General features: G+C 46.3%; 1 protein-coding gene. It reads right to left on the bottom strand.

Annotation, left to right across the window (positions count from 1 at the left end; genetic code table 11):
• The coding region (locus A3739_RS02335; RefSeq protein ID WP_156502268.1) for a S8 family serine peptidase at positions 1-1,182 on the bottom strand (1,182 nt) is incomplete at its 3' end.
• Positions 1,183-1,356 lie beyond the last annotated feature (174 nt).

Genomic DNA, 1,356 nt, shown 5'->3' with positions numbered 1-1,356 from the left:
TAGCACTCGAATAGGAATGATTTTCGCATTAAAGGCGGCACCGGCAATACCTTTAGCATTGTTAGTGTCTGCTGCAATCACACCAGCGACTTCCGCGCCATGAAAGGTTCCAAAAGCGACTTCTGTGGCATCCGCGTCACGACCATCACCATCACCATTCAGTACGTCCGATACAAAGTCATACCCGTCGCTGAACAAGATATTGGATTGAACATCTTCATGACTAGGTGCGACACCCGTATCAATCACAGCTACTCGAACACCCTGCCCCGACGCAAACTGCCATGCTTCAGGAAAAGATAACTGATCTAAATTCCACTGAAACGAACGCAAACTATCATTCACTGATAAGCCTGAGGCAGTCACTAAATAATCCGGTTCCGCATTAGCAACACCGCGCATCCCCTGCAACTGAGAGGCTAGACGCAGCGCTTTAAGCTTAGCTAAATCACTATGAATTCCATCATCAAGCTGCGACACCTCGCCAAATGCATTAACTATATTGACCCTAGCTGATGCGAGCTTGGCATAACCAGCTCGCGATAAACTCTCACCAGCAGCTAACGATCGTGAAGAGCGAAGGTGATAATTAACAGGAGACTGGGCAATAGAGCGTAAAGATACATAGTATTCGGCGTCTTCATCTGCAACAAATTCAACTTGTCTGGCCCAACGTATATCTTCACTAAAAACTGGCGCGCTTTGATTGCTCGATTTGAAGACTTGGAATCTTAAGTAAATAGACTGGTTTGTACCTGTGTCAGCCGGATAAGCCTCAAGCGAGAGTGTTTGTCCATTCAATAATGGCAAGGAATAGAAATCGCTATCATCACGAGCGAAAGAAAGCCCGTTGCTGTATGCGCCATTAGCTGCACTGACATAGCCACCAACAGAGCTAGGGTTGTTTAGTCTCTGCGCTTGGGAAAAGGAATTGTTATTGAGATTGATAGCGAAAGAGCCCGCGACCTGCGTGTCAGAATCTTGCGCCATAGATGATGTGAGTCGAAGGGTGCCTGAAATCGTTCGCGCTTGAGAAGGACCTCCTGCCACTAAACCGCCGTTGATACCTTGCGAGCCGTCAGCCTCAGAGCTACCGCCACCACAAGCAGTCAGAAGCATAGTAGCGAGCACTATGCACCACTCACCGATACGACCCTGTAAAGACCAATCCTTCAAAATCACAATCTAGTTCTACTCAAAAGACGATTGAAACAACATACATGCTGCTCATTATATTTTGAGTCTAGCAGTAGCAAGTAAAATATCTCTGCGGAGCATCGCCAAAACATCATAAATATCGCTCAATTAAGTAAATTTTCGTCAACTACAGTCTTGAGATCCCTTGAACACCATTGC

This window comes from Oleiphilus sp. HI0067, from assembly GCF_001635735.1.
The sequence above is the reverse complement of the archived record's forward strand: the minus strand, read 5'-3'. Positions and strand labels throughout refer to the sequence as shown.